Below are 23361 nucleotides of genomic sequence, written 5' to 3' on the forward strand. Positions count from 1 at the left end.
TGCAGTTGTAAGTTATTCATTTTTTATTGTCACAATCAAGTATTGCATATAATTGTATCATAGTCTTGATAATGATTTAGGATTGCTATATGCCGGGTTGTTATCGCTATTCCTTGGATTTATTGCTAAAAGAAATAGCTGAATGTTGGGAGTTAGGAATTAATGCGATCGCCCTTTTCCCAGTCATCTCAGACAGCAAAAAAGATGACACCGGAACCGAAAGCTACAACCCAGAAGGATTGGTGCAACAAACAGTCAAAGCCATCAAACAAAACATTTCCGAAATAGTAGTAATTACCGATGTAGCCCTCGACCCTTTCACCACTCACGGACACGACGGTTTAGTTGACGAAACTGGTAAAATTCTCAACGATCCAACTGTAGAAGTTTTAGTAAAAATGGCAGTTTCTCAAGCTGCCGCCGGTGCGGATATGGTAGCACCTTCCGACATGATGGACGGCAGAATCGGGGCAATTCGCAAAGCCTTAGATGCGGCAGGATACATCGATACAGCAATCCTGGCTTATTCAGCAAAATATGCCTCTGCTTATTATGGCCCGTTTCGAGATGCCCTCGATTCTGCCCCAAAATTTGGAGACAAAAAGACTTATCAAATGGATGCTGCTAATGCACGAGAAGCACTGAAAGAAGTTGCTTTGGATATCGCAGAAGGTGCAGATATTGTGATGGTAAAACCTGCTTTGGCTTATCTGGATATTATCTGCCAAGTGCGCGAAGCAACTAATTTGCCCGTAGCTGCTTATAATGTCAGTGGCGAATACGCAATGGTAAAAGCTGCTGCACAGTTGGGTTGGATTGATGAAAAGCGGATAATTTTGGAGAGTTTGACGAGTATCAAACGAGCTGGTGCCGATATGATTTTGACTTATTTTGCTAAGGAAGTTGCTTTGATGTTGAAATAAGGGAGTTTTTTTTACCGCAGATGCACGCAGATTAACGCAAATTTTAGGTATTTCCTCGTCCCTAGGCCGTCGGGGGTTGAAACCCCCGCCTCATAGCTAAAGTCGTCTTTAGACGACTGAACAGCCAAATAAATCTCCTCTCTTTAGTCCTATACGCGAGGACTTAAGCTTTGAGGCAGGGGTTGAAACCCCTGCCGGACTATTGCCAGGAGTGCAAGATATCGGTTTCAACTAATTTAAGTTGTCGGAATCGCCTTCAACAGATAAGCGCGGGTTCCTGTTAAGGTCGCGCCCTTGGCATCTCTGTAGGTGTAACTTCCGTAGGCAGAAATATCGCCGAAGTTATTGATGCCCGTAGCGTTAGTTAATGTCACGTTCGAGCCGCCCCATGTCGGATTTGTGAGTGTCAGATTGTTCAAGTCTTTGATTACACCGTTGTTCCAGACAAAAGCGCGGTTTTGACCTGTTGAATTTTGGGAAACGCCGACTACTTGACCGAATTTGTTGATGCCAGCGGCGGCATCGGTTGTACCGCCAAGGCTGCCGAGGTTGATTTTTTCACCGTTCTGCAACAAGAATGGCGAGCTTGTGGCTGTGGCGCCTGTGCCGCCGGTAGTCTGACCGATGATTTGACCGGCATCGTTGATGTCGCGCGCAATGGCTTGTTCTGCCCCAAAGGTGCCTAGGTTGGTGAGTTTGTATTGACCGTCTGCGCCTTTTTCCCACAACGCCGCAGTGTTGACGGTTCTGTCGTTGAGTCCGTCACTGTCAAGTTGTCCGACAATGACACTAGATATAATCCGTGCTCAAAAAACATCGCCGCATAACCGCAGCGCGCAATTTAGGGATGGTTCACGCTGCGGTTATGCGGCAAATGCGATCGGCTTGACGCTGATGACCCGCCCTGTCTGGCGTGACTTCCGAGCCTGGTCTATAACTCCCTCAAACGATTTGAAATCTGGTAGTTTGTGGGTGCACACTGCCCTCATAGCGTATGGGTGCGATCGACCGGCTTTACCTCATCCTATCGGCTGGCGATCGGCAATCAACCTAGTTTATTCTTAATCACCTGTTAAAAGAAGAAGATTTAACGATCGCAGCCTTCGATATTTCAAGGGTTTGAGGGTCTTCTTCACCACCTTGACAGGGCTGGTTAATAGAGTAAAAATTTTTAAAGCCTCAAGCCTGAATTCCCAATACCTAGACTATTAGAGAGATTTTAAGACCTACCTTGACAGGGCTGGAGGTTAAGCACTATTTCTAGAACTAAAAACTGAGAGCGGGATTGTTGTCTTTGAAAGTGAGTCTGATAGAATTTAGGTAACATATATTTTGATAGGTCGAATGTAACTTTAGTTTGACCTATTTTTTTTAACACAAGTCGATCAAATATGACCCCTGTCTGGGTTTCCGGCGGCGTTGTCACCCCGCCAGATATTTAACGCAATTTATAGTAGGGTTAATTGTTATACCCAAATATTTTACTGTGGTTGTTCGAGATGAACCTTCACTTTTGACTGCTACCCGTGCTATTTTACTTTATGTATTAATTATTGAAATTGGTATAATAGTTAATGCTTTTTTATTACAACAGCTAACAAACTCGATCGCCCGTAGAGTTAGATTAGCGAGGGATCTCTTTACCTCTGCCATAAAATAACCTAAATTAGTAGTTAATAATCAAGTGTTATCAAAAACTAGAATTCGGAATTTGTTTCTAGCTCTTTTAATTGCTCTCAGCCTAGCGTTGTTCAGCGCAACGACAATTTTTTCTCAAAACATCGAAACAATTAAAATTTCCGCCAATGCTGCGGGTGTTAGCACTCGCTACATCGGTGCAGTCGAGGGCAATATCAATTTCGACATCAAAGATTTGCAAGATTTGGGAATTAATACCTACCGCATTTACGGCGGGATGTCCCGATGGGAACCCGAAGACGATGATGGTAAATACGGGTGGCCGGAAATATCCCAAATTAAGGCAAATCCCAATATAATTAATTGGGCGCATTGGGATCGGATTATGACCGATCCGCCTCAGGGTAGCGATTATTGGTGGTCGGGAAAACCTGGTATAGTTTGGCAAGGCAATGCCCGGACTATTTTTAATAGTCTCAAACAAGCAAATATTCGCCCGGTTGTGAGTATTCGGAATGTTGATAATAACTGGAAGCCGAGTTGGGCGCTGCAACTGAATCCGCCGCGCCCAAAAGAAGATTGGAACGAGTGGTGGGAACACGTTTTTGCTACGGTTTATTGGCTGAATGTTCGCAATGATTACGCCGTTGATGATTGGGAAATTCACAACGAACCGGACAATCGCGCTCAGGGTTGGGGCGGGACTATGGCTGACTATTTTGAGTTGGTTAAAGTGGCAAAAGATGCGATCGACTTTGTTTACAAAACTTATTTGCCCGATCGCACTTACCGCATCCACGGCCCGAAAACCGTAGGTGGCAGCAATTGGCCGGCTAGTGCTTTGCAGGAAATACCGAATTATTTCAATACAGTCAATGTCCACAACTACGATGCAGATATTTCTAACTACACCCGCAAAGTGCGCGGCTGGATGAACGGTACTGTCCGCGCTAACTCGCAGTTTTGGGTCGGAGAATGGGGAACTTACAACATTAGCTACGGCAATTTATCTTTAGCTTTAAATTTGATTAAGAATTTGATTCGAGGTTCCCAACCGGGGGATAATTATATTTACGGCAGTCACATATTCTGTTTGTACGACTGGGGCAAGCCCGCAGTGGTGGAAGGTTTGCTAGGGGACGGGGCAAAACGGCGCGCAGGCTACTATGCTTTGCGGATGGGAATTAGGGGTTTGCAGGGCGGGAAAGCTACCTTTTTTCCTATCCCTAACAGTTCAGATCTAATGGCAGTTGCAACTCTCGATGCTAGCAAGAATGTTTACTTGCTTGTTGTCAACGATCGAGCCAAATCTTACACAGTAAATGCAGATATTTCGGCTCTGATAAAAGCCGGTAAGGGCACGGTGCGGGAGTTCAGTTCTAACAAAATGGATGAGGTTGTTGGTAGCTTAACGCTGAAGGGTGGCAATGCGAGTTTTGCGGTGGCGGGGAACAGCGCTATTCTCATCAAGTTCGATCGCCAGAATTGAAGCTCAAATCCTCGGGGTCATAATTGGGATAAGATACAATTAGTTATGATCGGAATTATTTATTTTCTGCCTGTTTAGCCCTCGAACCCTCGAACCCTCAAACCCTAGAACCCCTAATTGCACAGTAGCAATACCTAAATCGTCATGTTGTGATTCCCCTCCTGTCGCTGGTAAATTGGTAGCGTGCAGGTATCTTGCCTCAAACAGAATCCGAGCAAGAGTTCCGTTGAGGGCGAGAAAGTAAGGTGCAGTCTAGACAATCGCAGAAATTCTTGCTCGTAAACCCGCAGCAGTTACGCTAAGCGAGGAATTGCCCGCCAGCCTTCATGTCCGCCCTCTGGCAGATAGCATTGGTTCTGAAAGTCAGAACCGGCCAATTATCAGGAATTGGCACGGAATTAATTTTCAATGCCAAGATGCTGGAAGTAGGAGTGAGTCTAATCGTACAGAAACTTTGAGCGCGCTGGGAAATCTCGCGGGCAAAGCCTCTCAATTAACCTGCTGCTCGCGATCGGCTGTTTCCAACAAATATCACTTTTATGCCCCCTGATGTTTATTCCCTCCCTCAGTCAGGTCATCAACCGCAATCCCCTCACAGTCACCCCTGAGACGCCCGTAGAAAAGGCGATCGAGCTGATGAGCAGCACAGGAGCCAGTTACGTCCTCGTGGTAGAACCGCGCGGGAATTCTCAATTCGGAAATCCCACGAACGGGACTTCCCCACAATCGCGGGAACAGTCGGGTTTCTACAACGGCGTACCGCGTGCGGTACAGGCAGGAGGCAACGGGCTGGGTCTCAACGGCTCAAAAGCTCCCTATGCGGGCGGCCAGACAGTGCTAGGGATTTTTACAACGCGAGATGTCGTACAGCTAAATTCGATCGGCGCTGCTTTGAGGGGATTTGCGATCGAGCAAATCATGATCAGAACCGTAACTGTAGCCCGAGAATCTGAAATTCCCGACTTTTTTGCCTTAGTAAATCTGCTGGAGAAAAATCAGATCGGCCATTTGCCTATCGTCAGCGACACTGAAGAACTTGTCGGTATAATTAGCTCTCAAAGCTTGGTGCAAATGTTGCAGGGAATTGGGGAATCGACACAAAAAGCAATTAGCAGCGCTTCGCCACCTGCGGCTTTCGCGTTCCCTCCGCCGCTGCCAATTCAGCATCCGAAATTAGAGCTGCCCGCGAGTTTAATTAAACTTTATCAAATCCCTCAAATCGCAGCCTCGCGAATTATTCACGCTCCTGCTACTTCTTCGGTTCGCTATTTGGCGCAACTGATGTTCAGACACAATGTTAGCTATGTATTAATCACTGAAACCCCCGAACAACACTCGACTGGTGCTGCTCAAAATCCCAAATTTACAAATCCCAACATTCACAAACTGGTTGGCGTGGTAAGTTCGCGAGACATCGTGCAGTTGCAGGCACTGGGAAGAGACTCCAACAAAATTAAAGCGGGAGCGATTTGCAGCAGTTCGCCACCGCTGGTGCGATCGCACTCTACCCTCGAAGCTGCCGTCGCCCTGCTGCAAAAAAACTACTGCCAGTTGCCTTTATTAGTCCTCAACGAAAGCAACCACCCGATCGGGATTGTCAATCCTAAAACTATCCTTTTACAAGCGCTGGATTCAAAATCTCTTCATTCTGGCTTAATCGCTTTGCAGCGCCAGCTAGAATCTAGCAACGCTCAATACAAAAGACTCTCAGCAGAAATACAGGGGAGGGCAGCAAATAGCCACGTCGCGGCTGAAATTTCTCACAACAGTTTCGTAGAGCGGCAAAATCTCCCCCCTGCAGTCAACAATCAGGGGATCTGGGACTGGAATCTCGAAACAGATGAGTTTTTTTATTCGGCGCGGTGGCAAGAAATGCTGGGCTACCAAGAAGGGGAAATCTCGAATCGCCGATCGGAATGGTGGAGTCGCATCCACCGAGATGATATTGACTCCGTAAAGGCAGCTTTAGAAGAGCACTTCGCCCAAAAGACACCGGATTTTTCAGCAGAATATCGGATGTACTGTAAAGACGGCAGCACTCTCTGGGTGCTGAACCGGGGTCAAGTTTTGCGCGGCGCTACGGGCAAACCGCTGCGGGTAGTAGGAACTCATACAGATATTACTGCAAACAAGCAGTTAGAACTCACAAACCGCGCTCATAATCAGGAGCAATTCCAACTATTTGACTCTTTGAAAGCAACAGTAATTTTCCAGATAGATGCGGCAGGGGTTTGGACATTTCTCAACCGCGCTTGGACGGAAATTACGAGTTTTTCGGTTTCCGAAAGTTTGCAAACTAATTTTTTAGATTGGGTGCATCCAGATGAGCGCGCGCAATGTGCAAATTTATTGGAGTCTTTGCTGTCGGGCAAGTCGGAATTTGAACGACGAGAACTGCGATTTAAGTGCAAGTCAGAGCCGGGGAAAAACTCCTTGGGAATTCACAGTAATTCGGGCTTTATTTCAGTAGAAATATTTGCCCAAGTCCGGCGGAATTCCCAAGGCGAAATAGCGGGAATTTTAGGGACTTTGCACGATGTCTGCAACCGCGTCGAAGGGGTTGAGGATCTGCGGGAAAGCGAGCGGGCAATTCGATCGCTCTACGAGGTAATGGTGAGTTCGGAAGGCTCTTTTGACGATCGAACGATCCGGTTGCTGGCAATGGGTTGCAGTCAGTTTGGGATGGATATCGGGCTGTTGGGCAGGGTTTTGGGCGATCGCTACGAAGTGATCGCGGCTTATGTACCGGAAGATTTTCCCTTTGGATTTGCTAAAGGAGACGGTTTTGCTTTGAGCAGAACCTTCGAGCGAGAGGTTTTGCGATCGAGCGAACCTATTTCTGTCGAATCAGCCGGCACTACTCCGTGGCGCAACCACCCCGCTTACAGCGTGCGCAAGTTGGAGGCTTTTGTGGGGACGAGGGTAATAGTGCAAGGGCGAATTTTTGGCACTTTGAGCTTTACTTCCCGCACTACTAAATCTCCTTTAAAACCGCTAAATTTTGAAATTTTAAAGTTGATGGGCAATTATATCGGCGCGGAAATTGCCCGCGAAGAGCGAGAGCGAACTTTGCAAGGTCAGTACCAGCGCGTTTTACTACTCAAACAAATTACTCAAAAAGTGCGATCGACTTTAGATACTCAAGAAATTTTTCAGACTACCGCCACCCAAATCGGTCGCGTATTTGGCGTCAATCGCTGTACAATTCACACCTATCTTTCCCAACCTTATCCGCACCTTCCTTGCGTCGCGGAATACTTAGAACCAGGTCACGAATCTGCTTTAGATTTAGAACTTTCTGTCACTTATAACCCCTACACAGAAAAACTCCTCGCTGAAGATATAGCCCTGGCATCTCCTGATGTGTTTGCCGATCCTTTGCTCGAATCTTCGGGGCCGATGTGCCGTCGCATCGGATTAAAATCTATGTTGGCGGTGCGCACTTCCTATCAAGGAGAACCGAATGGAATTATTACTTTGCACCAGTGCGATGCCACTCGCCAGTGGAATTCCGACGAAATTGAACTGTTAGAAGATGTTGCCGCTCAAGTCGGAATTACGTTAGCTCAAGCACAACTTTTAGAAACGGAAGTTCAGCGACAGCGACAGTTGGCCGAGCAAAATGAAGCTTTGGATCAAGCGCGACAAGCGGCGGAAGTTGCTAACAGAGCTAAGAGCGAATTTTTAGCGACTATGAGTCACGAAATCCGCACTCCGATGAATGCGGTAATCGGGATGACGGGTTTGTTGCTCGATATGGATCTAACTCCAGAACAGCGGGATTTTGTAGAGACAATTCGCACCAGCGGCGATGCTTTGCTGACTATTATTAACGATATCTTAGACTTTTCCAAGATTGAATCGGGAAAAATGGATTTGGAACGCAGCCCCTTCGATCTGCAAAACTGTATAGAAGAATCTCTGGAATTGCTGGCTCCGAGAGCATCAGAAAAAGGTTTAGAGCTGGCTTACTTTATTGACAGTTCTGTTCCGAAAAACATTTTAGGAGATGTCACTAGGCTGCGCCAAATCTTGGTAAATCTACTAGGAAATGCAGTTAAGTTTACAGAATCTGGAGAAATTGTCGTCTGCTGTACGGCTAGAAAAATTGAGCAGGTAGCTGCTAAGAGTTCGCCGGAAATAATCAATATTCTAGAGCCGCAACCGTTAGTAATTAACCAGAGACGATTGGCAGATAGCAGACAATACGAGATTCAATTTGCTGTCCAAGATACGGGAATTGGCATTCCGCCAGACCGGATCGATCGCCTGTTTAAAGCTTTTTCGCAAGTGGATGCTTCGACAACGCGACATTACGGCGGGACGGGTTTGGGACTGGCTATCAGCCAGCGTTTGAGCGATCTGATGGGGGGTACAATGTGGGTGGTCAGCCAAGTTTGTCCGGGAAGTTCTAAGTCTCAAGCGGCAGTTTCTGCGATCGGACAAAGTACCGCTGGCAGGTCGCCTGCAGAATTTACTTCCCCGTCGATATCGGGTTCGGGTTCGATTTTTTATTTCACGGTTATTGCTGAAGCTAATGAAATCCTGACTGAGGAAAAAAGGCCGGAATTTGCCGCTGGTAAGCACTTGTTAATTGTCGAGCATCATGCCATTAATCGGCAAGTTTTGAGCCGGCAGGCAGAGTCTTGGGGAATGATACCGGTGGCTGTAACTTCCGGTGCTGAGGCTTTGGAAATCATCAAACAAAACTCGGCGCTCGATTTAGCTATTTTGGCGATGAATCTACCAGATATGGACGGTGTGGCTTTGGCTGTGCAGATTCGGAAATTTGAGCTGAGCAATTTGTCTGGCGGCGACGACCTAAATCCGAATGCCATCCAAGTTAAAAACCCTCGCAAAGTTGCGCTACCTTTGGTGCTGTTTACTTATTTAAGCAAGGCGGAAGTTTGGAAAAAACTTGAAACTACAGAAGTACATTTTTCGGCTTTTTTAACTAAGCCTCTAAAACAGTCACAGTTTTATAATGTGTTGCTGCAAGTTTTTGGATATGTTACCGGAAAAAGCAGCAAGGGAGAAGTTTCAAATGTTGTGACTTTGACTTCGGGATTGAAGTATTTTGAAAAATCTCAAGAACAGCACCGCGTGCAGCGGACGCCGGCTGTTTTGAGGCAGATTGTTACCAATTCAGCCGGACAGGATGCAGCTAATTCTAGTCAGATTCGGATTTTGCTGGCCGAGGACAATGTGGTGAATCAAAAAGTCGCTACGCATTTGCTAGACAGGATAGGATATCGGGCTGATATTGCTGCTAATGGGTTGGAGGTTTTGGAGGCCCTGAAGCGGCAATCTTACGATGTTGTGCTGATGGATGTGCAAATGCCGAACATGGACGGGTTGGAAGCGACGCGCCGCATTTGTCAGGAATGGCCTGCTAACAAGAAGCCGAGAATTATTGCGATGACTGCTAATGCGATGCAGGGCGATCGCGAAAAGTGTCTGGAAGCAGGTATGGACGATTATATTACTAAGCCAGTGCGCCGGGAAGAGTTGGCGATCGCCTTGAGCAAGTGCTCACCTCTGGATCGGAATGAATTGGATGCCGTTACTGAGCCGAAAAATCCAGATATTTCCGATGGACTTGACAGTGATGCTGCTGGATATTCGAGCGTCAAACCGGGAGCAGATTCGCCGATTGATTTTCATGTTTTGCACAATCTCCGCGAGCTAGACGATGAGGAAGACCCGGATTTTTTGGGGGAGCTGATTAAGATATATTTGTTAGACGCACCGCAGCATTTAGAAACAATTAAGGAGGCTATTTTTCTCGGCGATGCTGATAGTTTGAAAATCGCTTCTCACACGCTGAAGTCGAGCAGCGCCAATTTAGGAGCCGTGTCTTTTTCAGAAGTTTGCAAGGAGTTGGAGTATATGGGTCGCTTGGCGGTTGAGTCGGGAGGGGAACAGGTTTTTGATGTGAGTACGGCGCGCGATCGCCTGTTGGAAGCCCAAGTGGAGTGGGAAAAGGTGCGGGCGGCTTTTGAGACGGAATTGGAAACGGGGAAGTTGCGATCGCAAATGGGGTAATTGCTAATTGGTAATTGGTAATTGCCAATTGGGAATTGCCGTTACCGATTACCGATTACCGATTACCAGAATAGCTATTTAACTTTCGCCTAAATACGCTTTGCGAACAGTTTCATTTGACTGCAAATCGCTAGCAGTACCGGCGACTACAACCTGACCTGTTTGGATGACATAGCCGCGGTGGGCTACACTTAAAGCCATGCGGGCGTTTTGCTCCACCAGTAAAATAGTTGTTCCTTCAGCATTAATATCGCGGACGATCGCAAAAATTTGACTGACTAACATCGGTGCCAATCCCATACTCGGCTCGTCCAATAATAACAAGCGGGGGCGCGACATCAAAGCCCGGGCGATCGCCAACATTTGCTGTTCGCCGCCGCTGAGAGTTCCCCCTTTTTGACTAATTCTTTCTCGCAAACGGGGAAATAAATTTAATGCTTTTTCCATATCGGACTTGATACCGAGAGTATCGTTACGAAGATAAGCACCCATCTCTAGGTTTTCTTGCACCGTCATTCGCGGAAAAATTAGCCTCCCTTCCGGACTTTGAGAAATCCCCAAACGGACGATCGCCTCTGTAGATAGTGCTTCTAAAGGCTTTCCCTCAAATAATACAGTGCCTTGGCGCGGGCGCAACAGTCCTTGAATCGTGCGGAGAGTTGTTGTTTTCCCTGCCCCGTTGCTGCCGATTAATGTCACAACTTCTCCCTGCGAGACTGTTAGCGATACTCCTTTGAGAGCGTGGATATTTCCGTAGTAGGTGTGAATGTCTTTAATTTCCAACATAATTACTCTTTCTGCTTTGTGCTTTATTATATTATCCCGGCTAATTATAAATATTTATTGCATTTATTTAAAGTTAACCTTTTTTAGAGTAAGCAGTAATTTTACTTAGATTAACACCAGCCCTAGCTCCCATAGAATGTATTTTTAGTAGCTGTGGCGACCAACTTTACATAATTTTTACTTAAACACAAGCTTTCTTGACAGTAGCTTTACAAAAATCTCTAAGTAAATAGGTAGTATTAATAGGTAAGCGCAACCAACCGCTACAATTTACCAATAAAAGCATTTAAAAATTTTCAAATTTCAGGACATTTACCATGAAATTAAATCACAGTACCGGAGCGATCGCATTTTTATTAGCAACTCCTTTAGTAACCAGCTTGACTGTAGGCATTGGCCCTAGCAGTGCTGCAATAATCGCAGGTTCTGCAGCAGCAGTAACCATTGACAACTTCAGTCACAGACCGACTGATAGAGGTACATCTACTAACACTTACACTCAGACAATAGCTAAGAGCGGTTCAGTTATTAGCGAGGCGACTGCTGAGGCAGTTTTTATATCTAACTGTCACGAATTGCTGGCTGCAAATCTATCGCAAAATAAAGTGCAAGGTGACGGCAATAACTATTCCGGTTTAGCCCAAAGTCAAGCAGCAGTGTTCGGCGACTTCGACATTGATGCCGAAGAAACTTTTTCCTTCAATTTCCAGACATTTTTATATCTTTTAACATCAGTTGACAACCGCCAATCCGAACGCGCCAGCGCGAATGGCAGTATATCTTTCTGGTTGATTAACACTGTTACTAACATTCTGTTAGACTCTTTTCAACTTGCCAGCGGTTTAGACTCTTCTAGTGGCTTTTATTTGAAGGGGTTTGCTAGCAACAGCTTTAACCCCACAGCCATTAATTTTAATTTAATGGCTGAAGGAAGTGCAGCAACAAGCCTCCTGTATACTTCTGGGGTGTATTCGCGGACATTCGGCAGCGCTACTAGCTTAAAGTTAGTAGAAATTAAGAATAATATCGCAGAGGCAGAAGCAGAAGCAGTTCCCGAACCGAGCGCAGTATTAGGTACTGCAATATTTTTAGGATTGTTTGTCAGGGGGCGGAAACTCAATAATAAATTGTCTCAATTCAAATCAAAAGTTTAGGAAAATTCCCGAAAATCAATTCGTAGGGTGTACATTGCGCACCTCATATCTTTTCCGTTGAATTGCTCGTTATAAAAGGCTGTCGTCCGGGGCGGGTTGATAAATATTATCGATAGGAATGACAGATTTTTTGTCAAACCCGCCCCTAATTTTATTGCGGTTAATTTGCCGGACATTCTATCATTTTTTCGTAGGGTTCGCACTGCGCACCTCACTTATCTGTCGGCATACAATACCGATTATCCATGTCCATCTTCTTCTTTTCCCAAATAGGCCTCAATCACACGAGGATCGGCGCGAACTTCGGCAGGAGTTCCCTCAGCAATTTTAGTACCGTACTCCATAACACTCACGCGATCGCTAATTCCCATAACCACCTTCATATCATGTTCAATCAGCAAAATACTCAAATCCAACTCATCGCGAATCCGGTAAATAAAGCGAGTTAAATCAGCCGTTTCGTTCGGGTTCATCCCTGCCGTCGGTTCGTCCAAAAGCAACACTTTCGGATCGGAAGCCAAAGCCCGCGCAATTTCCAATCTCCGCTGGTCGCCGTAGGAAAGATTTTTTGCCAACTCCGGCGCTTTAGAAGCACCTAAACCGACAAAATCCAGCATACTCAAGGCTTTTTTCTTACCTTCCCGTTCCTCCAAAATCACAGCCGGAGTGCGAAGGATTGCGCCCAACAAACCTGTTTTTAATCGGCAGTGTCTACCTACTAAAACATTATCTAGCACAGTCATGTTGTTAAACAAGCGGATATTTTGAAAAGTTCTAGCAATGCCGAAAGTTGTCAGGCGATCGGGCGGTAAACCAGTGATATTCTTCTGTTCCAGGAGCAACTGACCTGCACTCGGTTTATAGATGCCCGTAAGCATATTAAAAAATGTTGTTTTGCCCGCACCGTTAGGACCAATTAAACTAGCGATAGCGCCTTTCTCCAAAGTTAAACTGACCTTGTTGACGGCAGTCAAACCGCCGAATCGCATTGTAAGTTGCTGTGCTTCTAATAATGACATTTTGGTTGTGTTTCCTAATATTTTAGAGTAGTGTGAGCGTGATGCTCGCGAGCTTTCACGCACGCGAATCAATTTGGGAGATTTTAGGACATATTCTCTAACGTACAGACAAAATAGAACTTAAAAAGATTAGATTCTAGCGAACGGCTGGGGCGATACTGTGCGTGTAAATCGGCAGTCGAAAAGTTTTCAATAACTTTGAGATGGAGTTCGTCAGCCAAAGTTGCAATCTTTTCAAACCCAGTAATCCAGGGTGCATAAATACTTTCGTATTTATCTATGTAATCATTGAGATCTTGGTAGCCCGTGGTTCTCAAAATTACCTTTTCCGACATATAATCAAAGGACAATCGGAAATTATGACAATTGTCACGAATTTGTTCTAATACAAATATTACATCTTTTTTGTCAAGCAAGGTAGTGTTGCCTTCCCACAAGAAATATGTCGGTCGAGCGAAATCAAATTCACTCTGTTTCAGCAAGGAGATTAAACCGTCTTTTACGTAATCGCCGGGAATGTAGCGAACATTGGCAGTAACTTTGTTAGCTTTGAGAGCTTCTTCTTTTAATTGAATAGTCGCGCGGTCGTCTATTTCAAAATAAGTTACTTTTTCTCCATTAATTCTAGCGGCGCGAGTATCCAAGCCAGAACCTAAAATAACTACTTGCTTGCAACCTCCTAAAATTTGGTTTGACAAAACATCATCAAAATATTTAGTCCGCAGCTTAACCATTTCTTTAGCGGCGGGAGAGTTTTGAGCTATCTGGCTAGCTATTTTTTCTGTTTCCTCATTCAGCCAGATTTTTACTACATTATCAGTGTAAAGAGGAATTGCCTCTTCGTTCTCTTCTGCTCTAAATTCCGCAACGATAAAAGCAGTACCAGTTACATTATTCATGGCTAATCTTTCACCCTTACTAAGTAGTTGGTTACAAATAAACATTAGATGAAGAGGAGGGTTTTACACTCATAAAGTTCCTGGCATGGCACCCTATATTTTTAGCTAAACCCACCTACAAAATACTATGTTTTTTTGTCCTTACCTATTTATTGACTTCTCGCATCTGCTAAAGACTCATTGCTGGCTTCAGCATCCGAATGCAGTTCAGCTTGGTGGATCTTATCAGGAATCAGCCCCTCCGGCCGCACGATCATCATGACAACAAGAGTTAGGCCGAATAGAAATAAGCGCATTTGAATCGGGTCTAAACTGGTGGCCAGAAACTCTTGCAACTGGGGAATTGCAATCCTGGGGAGTACAAAAGTATTCAGGAAACCCTTGAGGACTTGCGCTAATTGTGGCAGATAAAGTCGATCGGCAGACATGATAATGATAGCGCCCAAAATTACCCCGGTCATGTTGCCCAAACCGCCTAAAATCACCATACACAGGATGATTACCGACACCGAGAAATCGAAAACGCTGGGAAAAATCGCGCTGATATAGGCGGCGTAAAACGCGCCTGCAAACCCTGAAAACGTCGCTCCCATCGCAAAAGCCGAAAGTTTGGTTTTGACCAGGTTAATCCCCATCGCACTAGCCGCTAATTCATCTTCGCGCATGGCATTCCACGCCCTACCCAAGCGGGAATCTCGCAGCCGCGAAATCATGAAGTAAGCGAAGACAACTAGCAGCAAAATTAGGTAGTACCAGGGAAAGTAGTTGCCAGTGCTGAAAGTGCCGACGATGGGGAGAGATGGACGCCCGATCGGGTTTATTCCCGCTTCGCCGCCGGTGAGGTTAAAAGGTCGATCGCACCCAACCAGACACAGCACCAACTCGGGTTTCCCCAACAATGAAGCAACAATCTTCGAGACTGGTTCGTCAATCCGAATCGCCGTTAAATTCCTAAAGACAACCGGGATAATTTCGCCAAAACCGAGGGTAACGATCGCCAAATAATCGCCCTTGAGCCGCAGTGTGGGAATACCCAGGATTACGCCCGCGATCGCAGCTACACCAGCGGCGATCGGCAGTACCACCCAAAAGTTCCAAGCAATATTTACCTGTCCAGAAGATAGCAAAGCCGTCGTGTAAGCGCCGATCGCAAAAAATGCCGCATATCCTAAATCCAACAAACCCGCAAAACCCACCGTAATATTCAAACCCAGCGCCAGCATAATAAAGATTTGAATCTGTACTACAGTAGCAATCCAGCCAGTTTGAGCTTGAATGTCGATAAAGGGAAACAGAATTAGAATAAAAGCTAATGTCACCAGAGTTGCCAGCCGCTGGCGTTCCCCCTGCAAACCCTGCAAAGCACCCATTAACGTAGCTGTTAGAATTGCGATCGTCAAACTGCAAATCCCGTACAGCAGCGTAGTCGGCAAAGCCACAGCCGATTGCCCAGAAAAAGGTCTAATCAAAACCCCTTCTACCACACTCGCAACTAACAGCCAAACTCCCAATCCCAATCCCGCTATACTGCCGATAGTCGCACCCATTTTCGGGCTGTAAACCTTTGGCTCCTGACAGCTCATAAAGCCCGCCGCCGTACCCATCAGCCAGCCGATCACCGTGCCACTCCAACCGCCGAATAACAGAACAGTCAAAGAGCCGATCGCCCCTAAAATACCGCTCGATTTGATCGCATTAATTATTTTTTTTGACATAGGAAGAAGTTATTAGTCATTAGTCAGTAGTTAGATGAAAGAATGCTAGGAATCGCAGTTATAGATGCGACTGACGCGGGCCGTGCCAAATTCTGCCTCAATGAATGTGAGCGACTGCTTATCGTGGAAACGCTCGATCGGGCTAGCTACAGTTTAGAGTCTTTTGAGTTCGATTATTGCACCAAAAGTGACGAAACTTCAAATATACTGGAACTGTTACCGCAACACACTTCAAACGGGCGATCGCTATATGGTACAAGCACCTCAAAAAACTATCACCCTGGACGAGTTTTTGCAACTCCCAGAAACCAAACCCGCTAGCGAATACATCAAAGGTGCGATCGTCCAAAAACCTATGCCGCAAGGAAAACACAGCAAACTACAAGGCAGACTTGTAACAGTCGCCAACGACATCGCAGAGAAACCGCAAATTGCCCTAGCCCTACCAGAACTTCGCTGCACCTTTGGCGGACGTTCTATTGTTCCGGATGTCGCGATTTTTGTTTGGAATCGCATTCCCCTAGACGCTGACGGCGAAATTGCCAATACATTTAATGCTCACCCAGACTGGACAATAGAAATTTTGTCTCCAAACCAAAGTTACAAACAATATTTTGCACTGTTTGAATGCCTGTTGCCAGATGGGGTGGTTGCTCGATCCGGATGAAAAAAACATTTTAGCCTATCCCGCAAGGCAGCAGCCGATTTCACTGCAAGAACCAACAGATATACTTCCGATGCCCAATTTGATGCCGGAAATGCCGTTGACTTTAGGCGAAGTTTTTGGCTGGCTCAAACCAGGGAATATTTAAAAGGTAAAACTAAAACGTAAAACGATCTCGCGCTTGATTTATTATTCGTCGCCGATCGCGATCGAATCATGTTGACGAAAAACTACATATCCAGCAGCCATGAATATTCATACTGACGTACCGTTTCGATTCGAGTCCGAATGCTTCCTGTGGGTCGTAGAAAACGTTTATAGTTCCAAGGAGTGCGATCGCCTGATTTCTCTGATTGAAGCATCTGCACCGGCGATCGCGACAAATAATCCGATGTTCCGCGACCAGGATCGCGTCATTAGGGACGACCCGGAAATTTCCGCAGATTTGTTTCGGAGGCTTCGTCCCCACATTCCCTCGCGCATGGGTAACTTTGTTCTAGTGGGCTTGAACGAACGTCTGAGGATGTATCGCTATCGATCGGGTCAGCGATTTGCGCCTCACATGGATCATTGGTATTGTCCAAGTGATTCTCAGGTGACTCTTCACAGCGTTCTCGTGTACCTCAACGCTGATTTCGAGGGGGGAGAAACTCGCTTCACCGAACAACTCGAACATACCGTAGTCCCCAAAACTGGTATGACCGTGATTTTCCAACACAAACTCACGCACGAAGGATGTACAGTCAGAACTGGTACGAAGTACGCGATGCGTACCGATGTTATCTATGAAAGATTAGAAGGGAAGTAGCATCGAATTTAATTATCTACCCATTCTTTTATAAGGCAGTTCTTATATTATTATGGTAAGTATTTTTTGCCATTTTTTCAACCCGGCAATTTCAAACCTTCTCCTGAACATTTTCTCCCAACAAACCCCCAGGCCGAAAAGCCAAAATCACCACCAAAACCCCAAACACCCAAGCATTAGTCCAGCGGCTCGACAAATACTGATCGCTCAAAGACGAAAGCAACCCAATCAAAACGCCTCCCAACATCGCCCCGACAATATTGCCAATTCCCCCCAAAACCGCCGCCGTAAAAGCCCTCAAACCAGCCGTAAACCCCATCGTAAAAACAATAGTATTGTTGTACAGACCAACCAGAATTCCAGCCGAACCCGCCAAAGCTCCACCAATCAAAAAAGTCAGAGCAATAATCTGATCTACATTAATCCCCATAATTTTAGCAGCATCGCGGCTTTGAGCAGTTGCCCGCATCGCCTTTCCCAGACGAGTGTACTGGACAAACAGATGAAGCAAAACCATCAATACCACAGCCACCACCAACACAATTAAATCTTTCGTAGTAAATACAATACTCGTTTGAATTCCCAAAAACTTGAGAATATCAACTCGCGGCAACAAATCGGGAAAACTTTTCGGAGCTGCCGAGTTAGAACCCATCACCGGAATAAAAGCTTTCAATCCTCCCCAAAATAACCCCATATTTTGGAAAATAAAAGAAACTCCAATTGCTGAAATTAAAGGAGCCAAACGGGGAGCATTTCGCAAAGGTCGATAAGCATACTTTTCGACAACAATATTCAGTCCAGCACAAAACACCGAACATACAATTAAACCGACTAACATCACCGGTATAGCAATACCTAAAGGCGCGCCGTCTTGAATGCCAAAAGCCCCGAACACAGTTAGGGAAGCAAAAGCACCCAACATATACAAATCGCCGTGAGCAAAATTGATTAACTCAATAATGCCGTAAACCATCGTGTAACCCAAAGCAATAATTGCAATCAGCGCCCCGTTGACCAAACCCACTAACAATTGTTGAATCAAAACTTCAGGACTGCTGGCTATTTCTCCTAAAATTTTCGGCAAATCAAATCCTGCGATCGGGCCTAACAACAAAACTATATAAACTACACCTAGATATAAGAGAATACTTTTCCAGTTCTTCATGTTTTTGAGTAATTGGGAATTGAGAATTGGGAATTGGGAATTGGGAATTGGGAATTGGGCATCGGCTATGGGACATCGGAGGGAGAAGGAAAAAGGCATAATTTTTTATTATCCCTTCTTCCTTCTTCCCGATATCCGTTACATCCGTTACATCCGTTATAAAATCAGTTGCCGAACTTCCTTCTTCCTTCTGACTAATTATTCCGTCTTGAGCGCATTCACGAACTCCCACTTACCGCCTTTAACAACATTTCCTGACATTGTAGTCAAGCTCGTGTCGCCGTTGGTGTCAAAACTCCAAGTGCCAAGGACGCCGTTAAAGTCTTTAGTTGCCAAGACAGCTTCGCGGATAGCAGCGCGGTCATTTTTGCAAACTTTATTAATTGCGCCGATCGCAACTTTAGCAGCTTCATAAGCGTATGCTGCATAAGCTTCCGGTTCAGCATTATATTTTGCCTTGTAACTTTCGTACCACTTCGCACCCACACCAGTCAATTCTTGAGGAGGCAAGCCGCCAAAAGTAGCAAAAACTCCTTCGGCATCTTTGCCTCCGGCATCGATTAAAGCTTGATCTTTAATGCCGTCCGGCCCCATGAACTTGACTGTATCAGCCGTCATCCCGACATTTCTGATGTCTTTAATTATTTGTCCGGCGTTGCTCTGAGTAGTGCCGCCGAAGTAAATCAGGTCGGGATTTAAAGCTTTGATCTTATTCATTAACGCCTTGTAGTCGCTAGCTTTAATATCAATTCCCTCTCTTCCGAGGACTTGAATTCCCAACTTTTTAGAAGTTGCTTCAAAAACATCAGCGATGCCTTTGCCGTAGAGTTCTTGGTCGTCGAGAATGTAGACTTTTTGCACGCCTAAAGATTTTGCCCAGTTGCCAGCTACAGCACCTTGAAGGTCGTCAGCGGGGACAACGCGGGTGAAATTGCGAGTGCCTGCGGGATAATAAACGTTGGGTTCTTTGGCTTCGCCTTTTCCTGGTTTAGTCAGTCCCGGATAAGTGTTGGCCGGACTGATCATGACGATGTTAGCTTGGTTGAGCACGGGAATGGAAAGTTTGGCGGCACCGGAGTTATAGTGACCGATGGCGGCAACTACCGAACCGTCAGCAACGGCTTTGTTCGAGTTGGAGGTTACTTGACCCGGGTCCCATTTGCCGGCGGCGGCGGTGGCATCGTCGAGCACTTCGTATTCGATTTTGATTTTGCCGTCGCAAGCTTTGGAGTCGGTTTCGGCAAGTGCTTGTTTGATGCCGTTGACCATTGTTTGAGATTGACCCAAGGCGCTACCCGTCATCGGGAGCATGGAGACTATTTTGACGGTATTTGGGTCTCCGGGGCTGCTGACTGCGACGGGAGTGGCTGCGGGACTGGTTCCGGGACTGGCTCCGGTAGTTGTGGCGGTGGGTGCTGGAGGATTTTGACAGCTAGCGCACAGAGATGCTATCCCGGCGGCGAGGAGTAATGTCCGCAGCCCCCCAGTGTTGAGATTTTGTGTTGGGTTGGTTTTTGTGGGTGTGGGACTTTTGCCCCCTGACTTCTGGGAAAAGTTCATAGCTTGGTTGGTTTGTTGCTGGCGTTTTTGCATATTTTTCACTTTAGTGAGTATGTAGTCAAGAGTTAGCACAAGTTTAAAAAATTTGTGTCAACTCTCAAATATACACTGCTGCCACAAGAAGGTCGGGACTTGGGCCATATGTTGTGATATCAATGTCGGCGATATCCAAAGTTTAGACTTGAAAAATGTCTTATTCGCCTGGTTCTGCTTGGTATTGTGCGATCGCAGTTTGGATTTCCTAGGCCGAGACGTTTGCTGGTTCTGATGAAGAGTAAATCAGGTATAAAACAACCTGAGTCGGTGATTCAACTCGATCGATCAAACGATAGCCACCGCTCTTACCAATTTGGGCATCACTGTTTTTAGCCCGGACTTTGTAAACGGTGTATTGGGTTCCTGCAATCTGGTTTCCGATAAAGTTTCCTTGGATAATCTCATCGAGGACGGGCTGAACATCCGTTTGAATTTGGCGATACTTTTTAGCGAGTCCCTTGAGGCGACGTTTGAAGAGTGCCGTGAATTTGAGTTGGACTGGCATATCAGACATTGATGCCGTCCCAGAGTTGCTTGATGGGGGAGGTTTGTCCCACTTTGGCTTGGTGGAAGGAGGCTTTCAGGTCAGCGAGGATTTGGTCGTTGGAGTCGGTGTCTGAATCAAAATCTGAGTCAAAGTTTGGGACGATCCCAGCCTGTGTCCGACTGGTCAAGAATTCCAGGAATGTCAGGGTTTGCTCTAAAATCGATTCAGGAGTCCGTTCGATCGCTTCTAAAAGCCGTTTTTTTATCGGCGACATAAGATGACCTCTAAATCTAGCTCCTCTGAATCCTCTGAATCTTATCAATAATTCTATTGCGTGTTTCAGATCGATCGCCGGCGATCCATCGGAAACACGCACGACTTGTCACAACTAACGATGCTCTTTCACTGTAGACATTTTTGGGGTGATTGAGAAGCCCGCAGACAGATTGCTCCTGCGGGTTTTTTAGATTTTAGATTTTAGATTTTAGATTTTGACAATGCCGCACAGCTCTTTAAACAGTTCGCGGATGCACCGGGCAATCACCCGCTGGCGGGCTAGCTTGACCGGGGTGCCGCCTTTTTTGCGCCGTTTCAAGTTTTCCGCCGGCGACATTTGCTCGGCATCTTTACCCTGACCGTAAACAAATTTCAGCGGCGGATTGTTTCGACTCACTTCTAGGCGAGTGAAACACCACTGCCACAGCGCTTTTCTGCACAGCGCGCTGCCTGACTGTTTGCCCTTCTTTTTCTGACCGCTGTCTTCCCTCACAACACCCATGCCGACGGCTCGCATGAAGCGGCGCTCCGAAAGTTTGAGTTTCGATTCTTTCCCTGTCTGGCGGTTCTTGCGAAGCTTGACTTCCGGCTGACCGTCTTTGAGGAAGTCTTCGATCGGGTAAATTGCTCCCAACAAGTAGCCCTGGAGTTGATAGCCAAATCCGAATTTAGTAAAAATCCGGCGGTACTCTTCAAACTGCGGACTGTCAATGAGCTCGACTAACTGCTTTTTGAGCTTGAAGATTTCCTCCTCAATTTCGCAGTATTGCTTGGCTGCCCATTTAGTTTGCGGCTCAATGCCGGAGCCGATTGTCCCTTCCAAAACGCGATCGTACTTTTTGGATTTGCGGCGACCGGCCAGCCAGCCCCACAGCAGCGGCGGCAATTCTTCTTGCAGTTTTGCCGATTTGACTGAAGCAATTTCCGGGCACTGCCAAGCTAATTCTTGCCTCATTCGATTTACGATTGGACTTTGTACCCGGTTGAGGTGTTCCAACCGCAAACAAACGTGTTTGATGTGACTCACTAATGGGTCGCGGATTTTGAGGTAGCTGTCGGGCCCTTTGTCGAAGTACCAGCAGGCGATCGCAAAAGCGTCGATATCGTCAGTTTTAGCCCCGCTCTTTCCTTCCTTTTGCATCAACTCCGCCCTGTAGTTGGGGAGCTTGCTGTTAGAAATCATCCGCACTTCGCAGCCCCAGTCGCCTAACTTGTTCATCCACAACCGGGCGTAATTCATCCCGGTCGGTTCGCAGATGGCAATAATTTTATCAGCGTTGAAGCTTTCTATTTTTGCCTTTAATTTATTCAAATTTTCAATGTTCGCTTGATACACCTCGATATCGGCGTCGAAGTAGTCATCACGGGGGTTGCTGGGTTTTTCCAGCATAAAACACGCGGCGACTGACGACCGAGAAACGTCAATGCCGACGATCAAATATTTCATCTAGTTTAGGGAGAGTGACAGTTGAAAGGACAAGAGAGCCTACGAATCTCCCAAAAGCAATTAAGCTTACTTCACTGATTAAGGCTCGTTATTATGTCCGGTTTGATGCAGGCTGGCGCTTACGAAAGAGCAATAGCAATTAAGCTAATTTCGTCTTTAAAGCGCCACTCGTCCGAGGACTCGTCCCGCGACTCCCCATTAATAAGGGGGAGTTTCGACCGCTGAGTCGAGGCGGCCATCCTCAGGCGGTTGTAAGGATCGAATTGGTACTAACTAAAGCGACGTACACGTATACGTAATCGAGGTTTTGAGTCAGCGCGCGCCCGAAATCCTCCGTTGAGTAAACTCGCAGCAAGTAATTAGCCGCGTTGACGTAGTGGCTTAAACACCTGTCGCGCGGCTGTTTGCGCAGCAGTCCCCGCGCTTTGGCTTCCTTGATGCAGAGAAATATTTCTTGTTTTTGAACTTCGCTAAAGTCGCCGAATTGCTGTTTTGCCGATTCGATTAGCTCGGCAATCGGTTTAGTTTGGGATTGAGTTTCCATGATAGATTGGTAGATGGGCACTGTGAGAAAGAGTCAAGATAGCTCGGACATGCGAGCGGTTAAAGTTATGAATTGACCGCTTTTTACTATTGCTTAGCTGATTACTTTGAAAACGTAATGACCTGTGGCATGACAATTTTCTTTAGTCTGTTGAACGAGCGGCATCATTACGTTTTTGATGAACTCCTCTATTTCATCTGCCCCCACAGGTTTTTGATGGATAGATGCTTGTATTGCTATGTCGCGGGCTAATTCTTCGGGAGGTTCGCCAACAATTTCACTGAGCAAATTCAGCAAGATTGAATTGGTTCTCGAACAAGAATAAATAAGTTGCTTTTGTTCGATCGGCAAGTCTTGCAAGCTGATAGCGGTGGGTTGCGGGCTGTCGTCGGGAATTATTCGGATTGATTGAAGGTTTAGCTCGCAAGTATTTAAGCAATTGCTGAGCGTTTCAGCGAGTTCTTCCAACTCTTTGTAGTTGCCCTGACTCTTTAGAATCAAGTCGTCGGCGTGCAGCCCCAGGGCTACAATTTCCGCTTTGATTTCAGGACGAAACGCGGGCAAATCGGAATGCCTGTAGGTGAAAGTATGAGACATGGTTTTAAAAACTAACTAGGATGAGTCCGACACTTCGTCGGATCTATTCGGCGGGCTGATAGCTTTTTGATGGCATTTTGATAGCTTTTTGATAGCAAATCCTCTG

The 23361-nt window shown here is 46.1% G+C and carries 18 protein-coding genes and 1 pseudogene; 7 read left to right on the forward strand and 12 right to left on the reverse strand.

The features are described 5' to 3' along the window. Window positions 1–89: 89 nt before the first annotated feature. Complete coding sequence (gene hemB, locus E5S67_RS25325) at window positions 90–923, forward strand: porphobilinogen synthase (protein ID WP_216670709.1); 834 nt, start codon at window positions 90–92, stop codon at window positions 921–923. A gap of 236 nt (window positions 924–1159) precedes the next feature. Here the strand turns inward: hemB and E5S67_RS25330 are convergent, their stop codons facing one another. Beyond that, entirely contained in the window at window positions 1160–1651 is a 492-nt protein-coding gene (locus tag E5S67_RS25330) for a hypothetical protein (protein ID WP_172191218.1), read from the reverse strand. Between the two features lie 55 nt (window positions 1652–1706). On the opposite strand from E5S67_RS25330, the gene E5S67_RS25335 reads away from it, so the two are divergent. From E5S67_RS25335 to E5S67_RS25345, 3 genes are all read left to right on the forward strand, one after another. Then, a complete protein-coding gene (locus E5S67_RS25335; RefSeq protein ID WP_172191220.1) occupies window positions 1707–1988 on the forward strand; it encodes a hypothetical protein in 282 nt (93 codons plus the stop codon). 619 nt (window positions 1989–2607) lie between these two features. After that, complete coding sequence (locus tag E5S67_RS25340) at window positions 2608–4050, forward strand: hypothetical protein (protein WP_172191222.1); 1443 nt, start codon at window positions 2608–2610, stop codon at window positions 4048–4050. A gap of 549 nt (window positions 4051–4599) precedes the next feature. Next, window positions 4600–10095 carry a response regulator gene (locus E5S67_RS25345; RefSeq protein ID WP_172191224.1) on the forward strand — a complete coding sequence of 1832 codons (5496 nt, stop codon included), beginning with the start codon at window positions 4600–4602 and terminating at the stop codon, window positions 10093–10095. Between the two features lie 78 nt (window positions 10096–10173). On the opposite strand, the gene E5S67_RS25350 is transcribed toward E5S67_RS25345, so the two are convergent. Further along, window positions 10174–10881: an ABC transporter ATP-binding protein gene (locus E5S67_RS25350; protein ID WP_006631855.1), complete on the reverse strand. Its 708-nt coding sequence runs from the start codon at window positions 10879–10881 to the stop codon at window positions 10174–10176. 317 nt (window positions 10882–11198) lie between these two features. Here E5S67_RS25350 and E5S67_RS25355 point away from each other — a divergent pair, with 317 nt between their 5' ends. After that, complete coding sequence (locus E5S67_RS25355; protein ID WP_172191226.1) at window positions 11199–12035, forward strand: PEP-CTERM sorting domain-containing protein; 837 nt, start codon at window positions 11199–11201, stop codon at window positions 12033–12035. A gap of 239 nt (window positions 12036–12274) precedes the next feature. Here E5S67_RS25355 and E5S67_RS25360 read toward each other — a convergent pair whose 3' ends face one another. The 3 genes from E5S67_RS25360 to E5S67_RS25370 form a co-directional block, all read right to left on the reverse strand. Further along, complete coding sequence (locus E5S67_RS25360) at window positions 12275–13054, reverse strand: ABC transporter ATP-binding protein (protein WP_172191228.1); 780 nt, start codon at window positions 13052–13054, stop codon at window positions 12275–12277. Window positions 13055–13137: 83 nt separating this feature from the next. Then, the gene (locus tag E5S67_RS25365; RefSeq protein ID WP_246276982.1) at window positions 13138–13953 is read right to left on the reverse strand and encodes a class I SAM-dependent methyltransferase; all 816 of its coding nucleotides are present in this window, start codon (window positions 13951–13953) and stop codon (window positions 13138–13140) included. 149 nt (window positions 13954–14102) lie between these two features. Further along, a complete protein-coding gene (locus E5S67_RS25370) occupies window positions 14103–15668 on the reverse strand; it encodes an ABC transporter permease subunit (protein WP_172191232.1) in 1566 nt (521 codons plus the stop codon). A gap of 250 nt (window positions 15669–15918) precedes the next feature. On the opposite strand from E5S67_RS25370, the pseudogene E5S67_RS25375 reads away from it, so the two are divergent. Together E5S67_RS25375 and E5S67_RS25380 are read left to right on the forward strand one after the other, a co-directional pair. Beyond that, window positions 15919–16480, forward strand: a pseudogene (locus E5S67_RS25375) (Uma2 family endonuclease). A 99-nt stretch (window positions 16481–16579) separates the two neighbouring features. Further along, window positions 16580–17140 (forward strand): prolyl hydroxylase family protein, encoded by a 561-nt coding sequence (locus E5S67_RS25380; protein WP_172191234.1) that lies wholly within the window; start codon window positions 16580–16582, stop codon window positions 17138–17140. Window positions 17141–17231: 91 nt separating this feature from the next. Here the strand turns inward: E5S67_RS25380 and E5S67_RS25385 are convergent, their stop codons facing one another. The 7 genes from E5S67_RS25385 to E5S67_RS25415 form a co-directional block, all read right to left on the reverse strand. Then, entirely contained in the window at window positions 17232–18407 is a 1176-nt protein-coding gene (locus tag E5S67_RS25385; protein WP_246276983.1) for a branched-chain amino acid ABC transporter permease, read from the reverse strand. A gap of 99 nt (window positions 18408–18506) precedes the next feature. Next, window positions 18507–19940 (reverse strand): branched-chain amino acid ABC transporter substrate-binding protein, encoded by a 1434-nt coding sequence (locus E5S67_RS25390; protein WP_343045302.1) that lies wholly within the window; start codon window positions 19938–19940, stop codon window positions 18507–18509. A gap of 169 nt (window positions 19941–20109) precedes the next feature. Next, on the reverse strand, window positions 20110–20418 hold the full coding sequence (locus E5S67_RS25395) for a type II toxin-antitoxin system RelE family toxin (RefSeq protein ID WP_172191238.1): 309 nt from the start codon (window positions 20416–20418) through the stop codon (window positions 20110–20112). Continuing rightward, a complete protein-coding gene (locus tag E5S67_RS25400; RefSeq protein ID WP_172191240.1) occupies window positions 20411–20665 on the reverse strand; it encodes a hypothetical protein in 255 nt (84 codons plus the stop codon). Before E5S67_RS25400 ends, E5S67_RS25395 begins: the two co-directional genes overlap by 8 nt. A gap of 210 nt (window positions 20666–20875) precedes the next feature. Beyond that, window positions 20876–22114 carry an IS110 family transposase gene (locus E5S67_RS25405; protein WP_172191242.1) on the reverse strand — a complete coding sequence of 413 codons (1239 nt, stop codon included), beginning with the start codon at window positions 22112–22114 and terminating at the stop codon, window positions 20876–20878. A gap of 241 nt (window positions 22115–22355) precedes the next feature. Next, entirely contained in the window at window positions 22356–22658 is a 303-nt protein-coding gene (locus E5S67_RS25410; RefSeq protein ID WP_172191244.1) for a hypothetical protein, read from the reverse strand. A gap of 93 nt (window positions 22659–22751) precedes the next feature. After that, on the reverse strand, window positions 22752–23255 hold the full coding sequence (locus E5S67_RS25415) for a hypothetical protein (protein ID WP_172191246.1): 504 nt from the start codon (window positions 23253–23255) through the stop codon (window positions 22752–22754). Window positions 23256–23361: the final 106 nt, after the last annotated feature.

Source organism: Microcoleus asticus IPMA8 (assembly GCF_013179805.1).
GTDB lineage: Bacteria > Cyanobacteriota > Cyanobacteriia > Cyanobacteriales > Microcoleaceae > Microcoleus > Microcoleus asticus.

Bases quoted from the DNA above. Each gene is read 5' to 3' on its own strand.
- E5S67_RS25365 (WP_246276982.1), bottom strand. From the start codon at position 13,953: ATGAATAATGTAACTGGTACTGCTTTTATCGTTGCGGAATTTAGAGCA.
- E5S67_RS25395 (WP_172191238.1), bottom strand. From the start codon at position 20,418: ATGTCTGATATGCCAGTCCAACTCAAATTCACGGCACTCTTCAAACGT.
- E5S67_RS25380 (WP_172191234.1), top strand. From the start codon at position 16,580: ATGAATATTCATACTGACGTACCGTTTCGATTCGAGTCCGAATGCTTC.
- E5S67_RS25370 (WP_172191232.1), bottom strand. From the start codon at position 15,668: ATGTCAAAAAAAATAATTAATGCGATCAAATCGAGCGGTATTTTAGGG.
- E5S67_RS25410 (WP_172191244.1), bottom strand. From the start codon at position 22,658: ATGGAAACTCAATCCCAAACTAAACCGATTGCCGAGCTAATCGAATCG.
- E5S67_RS25415 (WP_172191246.1), bottom strand. From the start codon at position 23,255: ATGTCTCATACTTTCACCTACAGGCATTCCGATTTGCCCGCGTTTCGT.
- E5S67_RS25350 (WP_006631855.1), bottom strand. From the start codon at position 10,881: ATGTTGGAAATTAAAGACATTCACACCTACTACGGAAATATCCACGCT.
- E5S67_RS25405 (WP_172191242.1), bottom strand. From the start codon at position 22,114: ATGAAATATTTGATCGTCGGCATTGACGTTTCTCGGTCGTCAGTCGCC.
- hemB (WP_216670709.1), top strand. From the start codon at position 90: ATGCCGGGTTGTTATCGCTATTCCTTGGATTTATTGCTAAAAGAAATA.
- E5S67_RS25360 (WP_172191228.1), bottom strand. From the start codon at position 13,054: ATGTCATTATTAGAAGCACAGCAACTTACAATGCGATTCGGCGGTTTG.
- E5S67_RS25400 (WP_172191240.1), bottom strand. From the start codon at position 20,665: ATGTCGCCGATAAAAAAACGGCTTTTAGAAGCGATCGAACGGACTCCT.
- E5S67_RS25335 (WP_172191220.1), top strand. From the start codon at position 1,707: ATGACACTAGATATAATCCGTGCTCAAAAAACATCGCCGCATAACCGC.
- E5S67_RS25355 (WP_172191226.1), top strand. From the start codon at position 11,199: ATGAAATTAAATCACAGTACCGGAGCGATCGCATTTTTATTAGCAACT.
- E5S67_RS25385 (WP_246276983.1), bottom strand. From the start codon at position 18,407: ATGCCTTTTTCCTTCTCCCTCCGATGTCCCATAGCCGATGCCCAATTC.
- E5S67_RS25345 (WP_172191224.1), top strand. From the start codon at position 4,600: ATGTTTATTCCCTCCCTCAGTCAGGTCATCAACCGCAATCCCCTCACA.